Source organism: Chromobacterium sp. FG22 (genome assembly GCF_057809415.1).
Window position 1 is genome coordinate 180,065 of the sequence record NZ_JBMDJX010000008.1, and the last position, 6,871, is coordinate 186,935.

The window sequence follows — 6,871 nt, forward strand, 5'->3', positions numbered from 1 at the left end:
ATGGACAAGACCCTGCGAGTGACTCCCGACGAGCGGAACAATGCCTACCGCAAAGCCACCTTGCGGCTTATCCCCTTCCTGATCATGCTCTTTATCCTGGCTTGGATTGACCGGGTCAATATCGGCTTCGCCAAGTTGCAGATGCTGAACGACTTACAGTTCAGCGAGGCCATTTACGGCTTGGGCGCGGGCATTTTCTTCATCGGCTATTTCCTGTTTGAAGTCCCCAGCAACCTGTATCTGGAAAAAGTCGGGGCGCGAAAGACTCTGGCCCGGATCACCATCTTGTGGGGAGCCATCTCCATGGCGATGGCCCTGGTGCAGACCCCGACTCAGTTCTATGTGCTGCGTTTTCTGCTGGGAGCCGCCGAGGCCGGCTTCTTCCCCGGCGTGGTGCTGTACCTGACTTATTGGTTCCCTCTCGCCCGACGCGCCCGCATCAATGGCCTGTTCATGACTTCCTTCGCCATTGCCGGGGTGATCGGCGGCCCGCTGGCCGGGCTGATCATGTCCAGTCTGGACGGCTTGAACCAGTGGCAGGGTTGGCAATGGCTATTCATCGTGGAAGGCGCGCCCTCGGTTCTGGCCGGCCTGGCGGTGCTGCGCTACTTGCCGGAAACGCCGGCCAAAGCGGCTTGGCTGAGTCCGACGGAACGAGAAGCCATCCGCCAGGACATCGCAGCGGATCAGCGCGACCCCAACAAGCAGTCTTCGTTGAAAGCCGCTTTCACCAGCCCCTATGTCTGGCTCTGCGCCGCCATCTACTTCTGCATCGTCAGCGGCAACGCCACCATCGCCTTCTGGTCCCCCTCCATCATCAAGGAACTCGGCATCCAAGGCACCCTCAATATCGGCCTGATTTCGACGCTGCCTTTCCTCGCCGGCACCATCGCCATGGTCTGGAACGGCGCGCACTCCGATAAGGTAGGCGAACGTCGCCTGCACTGCGCCGTCGCGGCCCTGATTGCCGCCCTGGGCCTGGTGCTGACCGCGGCGCTGCTTCACAACACCTGGCTGGCGCTGTTGGCGCTGACCCTGGCTTCGGTCGGCATTCTGGCCGCCTTCCCGGTGTTTTGGGCCCTGCCCTCGCTGTTCCTTGCCGGCACCGCCGCGGCCGGCGGCATTGCGCTGATCAACTCGGTGGGCAACCTGGCGGGCTTTGTTGCGCCGTATATGATCGGCTTTCTGAAAACCAGTACCGGCAACTTGAGCGCTGGCTTGTATTTTGTGGCGCTGCTGGAGGCGGCAGCGGCGGTGCTGATCATCTTGTTCATCCAAAAACCACAGGCGAAGCTGATCCCGCAGGAGGCCCGGTCATGAAGCAAGACGAACTACCGGTGCTGGAGCAATTAAAGCAGTTGAACCGGAACCTGCTCGATACACGGGACAACACCGCGCTGCCTCACTTGGGCCAGCAGCTGGCCCAGCAATGCGCGGAGATGGATGCCTGTTTATTGCAAGGTCTGATCGATATCCGTTCCGCTCAGACCGGCCTGCAAGCCATCATGACTCTCTTGCAACGCCGCGACGAACCCTTGCTGTTCAGCAGCGAGGAGGCGGTGGCGCTGCTGGAGCCGGTGCTACAACGCTTGAATCATGGCGTGAACCACATCAACCGCCTGGTGTAGCCCGGCAAATCGCCAGGGAGCGCCCAGCGCTCCTTGGCGCTCAAAACCGGTGTTAAAGTCTTGCAAGCAAAGACGCTCTAAATACGCATCCGTCAAGACGATGTAATTTTCATATCATCTACCGGCAGTTACACCGCTTCCGTAGACCCTATCAAGAAAAAACCGAATACAACCGCACCAACTATGACTGCGGCTACCGGAACAAGACACTGCGACCTTGGTCAAAAAAAATCCCGACGAATTGCACAGATTACCGAAGCATATCAACTTCCGTTTGACATGAATTTTAGAAAACCCAGATGACTCCATTGGTGCGGCGTTAGCACTAGGGGGTGTCATGCCTTCTGTCCCAGTTGTGGATGAATCCAAAACTCATGCCAGGCCAAAAGAGATTAAAAATATCAAAGAAGATACCGCTGTCTGACCCACGCATCGCCGACATTTTAATTCAAGAGTGTCACGAGCCCATGATTTCAATAGAAAACATACATAAAAAAATTTATGCAGACACTTCCACTGAAAACGCCAATTGCTTGGGTTATCAGGCAAATTTCATTGCCAGACGCTCTGTTGCCGAACGGCTTAAAACAGTAGCTGACGCGCTTCCTGAACACTTATCCATCCTAATAAAAGAATCATACCGTCCCTATCATTTACAAAAAACACTGTTTGACGGCTACGTTAACGACTTGCTCATTGAGAAACCCAATCTATCAATCAAAGAAGTTGAAAAAATAGCATCGCACTTTATCGCACCGCCCATCGTCGCGGGCCACCCCACCGGAGGCGCCGTGGATGTTACATTAATAGATAAAAAGGGCAATGAGCTAGATATGGGCTGCGCATATGATGAAGATGAGAAAAGCTCTAACGGAGCTTGCCACTCATACTTTGATGAATTGAACTCCACTCAGCAACTCAACCGTAAGCAGTTGTTTGATGCGATGACGCAAGCTGGCTTTATAAACTATCCATTTGAATGGTGGCATTGGTCTTTTGGAGATCGCTACTGGGCCTTCATGTCTGAAAAATCCAACGCAATATTTGGCCCCATTCATATTTAGATCGCTCTTTGAACGGTTGATGAAAGTGAATTCGAAATTTTGTGTGAACCTGTCGTCACGCCTCTTCATGCGAGCATGACTCCATAAGGAGGCGTAACGCAGGATCAGGAGTTTTGTTAATGGGTCTTAGGCCGCATCCACCGCCTGGCGTAGCCATCCCCATCTCCTGGGCCTTGAACTACGCCGCCTGGCGGCCGTCGCTTGAAACGCAGTCAGCCGTCCACGCCCAAGGCCGCCCTCACCTCGCCGCCGGCGATGTCGAACAGCGCGCCGGCGGCCGGCGTCAGCCCCAGCATGTGGATGCAGCCATGGACCATGCCGTCCAGCTGCCGCGCCGTCGCCTTGACGCCTGCCGCGTTCAGCCTCGCGGCGTAGTCCTCCGCCTCGCTGCGCAAGGGATCGAACTCGGCGGTCAGGATGGTCGCGCTCGGCAGGCCGTCCAGGCGGGTCGCCAGCAGCGGCGAGACATAGGGCGACGCCCCCTCCGCCTCCGCGGACAGATAGCTGGCGTAGCAGAAGCGCATCAGCTCACGCGTCAGATAATAACCGTCGCCGTAAGCCTGGTAGGAGGCGCTGTCCATCTTGTGGTTCAAGGCCGGGTAGATCAGCAGTTGATGGGCGATGGGCGGGCCGCCGTGATCGCGCGCCAGCAGGCAGGCCGCGGCGGCGAGGTTGCCGCCGGCGCTGTCTCCGGCCACGCCCAGCCGGGCGGGATCCAGGCCGAGCGCTTGCGCGTGTTCAAACGCCCAGCACAAGGCGTCGTACACATCGTGCAGCGGCACCGGATAGCGGTGCTCGGGCGCCAGCCGGTAATCGACGGACAGCACCACGCAGCCGGTGGCCTGGGCCAGCGCGCGGCAGGGGTTGTCGTAGACCTCGGCCGAGCCCAGGCACCAGCCGCCGCCGTGGGCGAAGACCAGCGCCGGCTGCGCCGCCGCGCGGGCCTCGGGCCAATAGCCGATCACCCGCAGCGGGTAGCCGTCCCGCGCCTTCACTTGGAACACCTCCACCTGCGCCACATCTTCCAGCGGGCCCTGCTGTTGGCGCAGCCCGGCGTCGGTGTCGGCGCGCAGCCGCGCCATGTCCACGGGCGCGCCGGCCTTGCCCGCCTCCGCCTGTTCCAGCCACTGCTGGATCTTGCTATCCAAGGGCATCTCAGTCCTCGCTTTCCAGGAAGGGCAGCAGTTCGGCGATGAACGCCTCGGCCGCCTCCTCCATGATGAAGTGGCCGCAGTCAGGGATGACCACGCCGCGCAAATCGTCGGCCCGGCCGCGCATGGTGTCCAGCGGGGCCTTGCCGGTGGCGTGTTCGGCGCCGATGGCGAGCACCGGCATGGCCAGCTTGCTTTGCGCGCGCCGCTGATTCTGACGGATGGTTTCGGGAATGGCCCGGTAATAGGCGAAGCCGCCGCGCAGGCCGCCCGGCGAGGAGTAGGCATCGATATACACCTCCGCCGCCACCCGGTTACGCCGCCATGACCAGCGCTGGAACATGAAGTCCAGGTAGGCGCGCTCGCGCCCGGCAATCAGCGTTTCCGGCAAGTCGGCCAACTGGTTGAACATGAAATGCCACAGGAAGATGTTTTCTTCCGGCGGCGCGAAAATCGACGGCGCCGGCGCCAGCCCGGGTATCACCGCCTCGGTCAGCGCCAGCCGGCTGACCACGCCGGGGTGATCGCTGGCCAGCGCGTAAGCCAGCCACATGCCCACATCGTGGCCCACCACCTGGTAACGCTCATGGCCCAGCCGGCTCATCACCTGGCGCAATGTGGCGGCGACGGCGCCGGTGTCGTAGCCGCTGTCCGGCCGGCTGGACAAGCCGGTGCCCGGCGGATCCACGGCGATGGCCTGGAAGCCGCGCGCGGCCAAGGCGCGCATCACATGACGCCAGGCGAACCAGGTTTGCGGCCAGCCGGGGATCAGCAGCACCGGCCGGCCAGCGCCAGCGGTGACCACATGGACGCGCTGGCCGTCCAGCCGCACGTAGTCGTGAATGAAATCGGGTTCGGTGTCGATAAGGGGAAGTGCCGACATCTGTAGTCTCGCTGAAAAGGTGAATGGGAAGTCAGGCGATGCCCAGCATCGCGCGGATCTGCTGCTGATCGACCGCGGCGCCGGCGAAGTCGTCGAATACGCGCTCGGTCACGTGGATGATGTGGCGGTTGATGAAGTCGACGCCTTCGCGCGCGCCGTCCTCCTGGTTCTTGAGGCAGCACTCCCACTCCAGCGTGGCCCAGCCCTCGTAGTCGTATTGCGCCAGCTTGGAGAAGATCGCCTTGAAGTCCACCTGGCCGTCGCCCAGGGAACGGAAGCGTCCGGCGCGCTCCATCCAGCCGCTGTAGCCGCCGTAAATGCCTTGCCGGCCGTTGGGCCGGAATTCGGCGTCCTTCACATGGAACATGCGGATGTGCTCGTGATAGATGTCCAGGAAGGCGAGGTAATCCAGTTGCTGCAACACCAGGTGGCTGGGGTCGAACAGCATCTTGCAGCGCGCGTGCCGGTCCACCAGCTCGTAAAAGCGTTCGAAGCTGGCGCCGTCGTGCAGGTCTTCGCTGGGGTGGATTTCGTAGCACAGATTGACGCCGTGTTCGTCGCAGACGTCGAGAATCGGCCGCCAGCGACGCACCAGTTCTTCGAAGGCGGTTTCAATCAGCCCTTCCGGCCGTTGCGGAAACGGGAACAGATACGGCCAGACGAAGGAGCCGGAAAACGTGCCCATCTCGCTCAGGCCCAGCCGCCGCGAGGCCTGGACCGCCATCCGCAAACGCTCCAACGCCCAGGCGGCGCGCTCCGCCGGCTTGCCGCGCAGGCCGGGCGGCGCGAAGTTGTCGCACATCGCGTCGTAGGCCGGGTGCACGGCGACCAGTTGCCCGAAGATATGCGTGCTCAGCTCGCTGATCTCCAAACCGTGCGCGGCCAGCGTGCCGGTGATTTCATCGCAATAGTCCTGGCTGACGGCGGCGCGCTCCACATCGATGAAGCGGCTGTCCCAGGCCGGAATCTGCAAGGCCTTGAAGCCGGTGCGCGCCGCCCAGCCGGCGATGCCGTCCAGGCTGTTGAACGGGGCTTGATCCGCGCCGAATTGAGCCAGGTGCAGGCTGGGTCCCTTGAGTGTTTTCATGTGTCGCCCTTAATTGTTTGTCGATCGACAAATAATAGGCGACGCCAAGGCTACACGTCAACGGCGGAGCGCGATAAAATTCCGCCCAAGAACAATCGAGCGAGGCGGAAAGATGGCGGGCAGGCCTAGGGAGTTTGACCGGGAACAGGCGTTGCAACAGGCGATGCTGGCCTTTTGGCGGCGCGGCTACGAGGGCACGTCGATGTCGGATCTGGTTGCGGCGCTGGGCATCGCCTCGGCGCGGATCTACGCGGCCTTCGGCAGCAAGGAGGGCTTGTTCCGCGAGGCGGTGGCGCGCTACGCCGCCGGGGACGGCGGCTTCGCCGATCTGGCGCTGCGCCAGGAGAGCGATGTGGCCGCCGCCATCGAGCGGATGCTGCGCGACGCGGTCATGCTCTACACCCGGCATGACGCGCCGCAGGGCTGCATGGTGGTGTCGGCGGCCACCAATTGCTCGGAACAGAACGACGGCGTGCAGGAATGGCTGCGCGCGCAGCGCCAAGAGCGCACCCAATCGGTGACGGAGCGGCTGCGGCGCGGCGTGGCCGACGGCCAGCTGCGGCCGGACGCCGATGCGGACGCCCTGGGTGATTTCTACGCCGCGCAATTGCACGGCATCTCGGTGCAGGCGCGCGACGGCGTGCCGCGCGAGCGGCTCTTGGCCTCGGTGCGCGTCGCCATGGCTCCGCTTTGGACGGCGGCCGTCAAGGCCTGAGCCGGCGCTCGGCGCGTCGGCCGGGCCCTCCTACCCCGCGCCGGTCTGAGGCCATTCCGGGAACAGCGTCTCGGCCAGGTGCATCACGCGTATCGGCAAGCGGTGCGCCCAGGGGCGAACCTGGGCGGCGCAGCGGCGCCAATGCTCGTGGGTGAACATGCGGCTGGGCGCGCTGGCCACCCACACCGCCAGCACCAGCGCGGCGCGCAGGGTGTCCGGGTCGGTGCTCAAGCCCACGTTGACCTGGGCGGCGGCGTGTATGGCCTCGCTGGCCGGCAGCGGCGCGCCGGGCGCGAATCCCAGCCGCGCCAGGGCCGCGCTCACTTCCGGCGCGCGGACGGGT

Annotated in this window: 8 protein-coding genes; 4 read left to right on the top strand and 4 right to left on the bottom strand. The window is 62.6% G+C overall.

Going from position 1 to position 6,871, the window contains the following annotated elements; all coding sequences use genetic code 11:
* From ACODSD_RS10595 to ACODSD_RS10605, 3 genes are all read left to right on the top strand, one after another.
* Nucleotides 1–1,320 (top strand): MFS transporter, encoded by a 1,320-nt coding sequence (locus tag ACODSD_RS10595; RefSeq protein ID WP_107800301.1) that lies wholly within the window; start codon nucleotides 1–3, stop codon nucleotides 1,318–1,320.
* Nucleotides 1,317–1,628, top strand: a complete 312-nt coding sequence (locus tag ACODSD_RS10600) for a DUF1484 family protein (RefSeq protein WP_107800302.1) — start codon at nucleotides 1,317–1,319, stop codon at nucleotides 1,626–1,628. Before ACODSD_RS10595 ends, ACODSD_RS10600 begins: the two co-directional genes overlap by 4 nt.
* Nucleotides 1,629–1,987: 359 nt before the next feature.
* Nucleotides 1,988–2,692: a M15 family metallopeptidase gene (locus tag ACODSD_RS10605; protein WP_488877340.1), complete on the top strand. Its 705-nt coding sequence runs from the start codon at nucleotides 1,988–1,990 to the stop codon at nucleotides 2,690–2,692.
* Between the two features lie 212 nt (nucleotides 2,693–2,904).
* On the opposite strand, the gene ACODSD_RS10610 is transcribed toward ACODSD_RS10605, so the two are convergent.
* Genes ACODSD_RS10610 through ACODSD_RS10620 form a run of 3 tightly spaced genes read right to left on the bottom strand, consistent with a single transcriptional unit; the run spans nucleotide 2,905 to nucleotide 5,813 of the window.
* On the bottom strand, nucleotides 2,905–3,846 hold the full coding sequence (locus tag ACODSD_RS10610) for an alpha/beta hydrolase (protein ID WP_488877341.1): 942 nt from the start codon (nucleotides 3,844–3,846) through the stop codon (nucleotides 2,905–2,907).
* Between the two features lies 1 nt (nucleotide 3,847).
* Nucleotides 3,848–4,726 carry an alpha/beta fold hydrolase gene (locus ACODSD_RS10615; RefSeq protein WP_488877342.1) on the bottom strand — a complete coding sequence of 293 codons (879 nt, stop codon included), beginning with the start codon at nucleotides 4,724–4,726 and terminating at the stop codon, nucleotides 3,848–3,850.
* 31 nt (nucleotides 4,727–4,757) lie between these two features.
* Entirely contained in the window at nucleotides 4,758–5,813 is a 1,056-nt protein-coding gene (locus ACODSD_RS10620) for a sugar phosphate isomerase/epimerase family protein (protein WP_488877343.1), read from the bottom strand.
* Between the two features lie 112 nt (nucleotides 5,814–5,925).
* Between ACODSD_RS10620 and ACODSD_RS10625 the strand changes: the two genes are divergently transcribed.
* Entirely contained in the window at nucleotides 5,926–6,528 is a 603-nt protein-coding gene (locus ACODSD_RS10625; protein ID WP_227107533.1) for a TetR/AcrR family transcriptional regulator, read from the top strand.
* 30 nt (nucleotides 6,529–6,558) lie between these two features.
* On the opposite strand, the gene ACODSD_RS10630 is transcribed toward ACODSD_RS10625, so the two are convergent.
* Nucleotides 6,559–6,871, bottom strand: a 313-nt coding sequence (locus tag ACODSD_RS10630) for a hypothetical protein (RefSeq protein WP_488877344.1), incomplete at its 5' end; no start/stop codon positions are given.

Coding starts and splice junctions, on each gene's coding strand:
- ACODSD_RS10605 (WP_488877340.1), top strand. CDS start 1,988: ATGAATCCAAAACTCATGCCAGGCCAAAAGAGATTAAAAATATCAAAG.
- ACODSD_RS10610 (WP_488877341.1), bottom strand. CDS start 3,846: ATGCCCTTGGATAGCAAGATCCAGCAGTGGCTGGAACAGGCGGAGGCG.
- ACODSD_RS10600 (WP_107800302.1), top strand. CDS start 1,317: ATGAAGCAAGACGAACTACCGGTGCTGGAGCAATTAAAGCAGTTGAAC.
- ACODSD_RS10620 (WP_488877343.1), bottom strand. CDS start 5,813: ATGAAAACACTCAAGGGACCCAGCCTGCACCTGGCTCAATTCGGCGCG.
- ACODSD_RS10595 (WP_107800301.1), top strand. CDS start 1: ATGGACAAGACCCTGCGAGTGACTCCCGACGAGCGGAACAATGCCTAC.
- ACODSD_RS10625 (WP_227107533.1), top strand. CDS start 5,926: ATGGCGGGCAGGCCTAGGGAGTTTGACCGGGAACAGGCGTTGCAACAG.
- ACODSD_RS10615 (WP_488877342.1), bottom strand. CDS start 4,726: ATGTCGGCACTTCCCCTTATCGACACCGAACCCGATTTCATTCACGAC.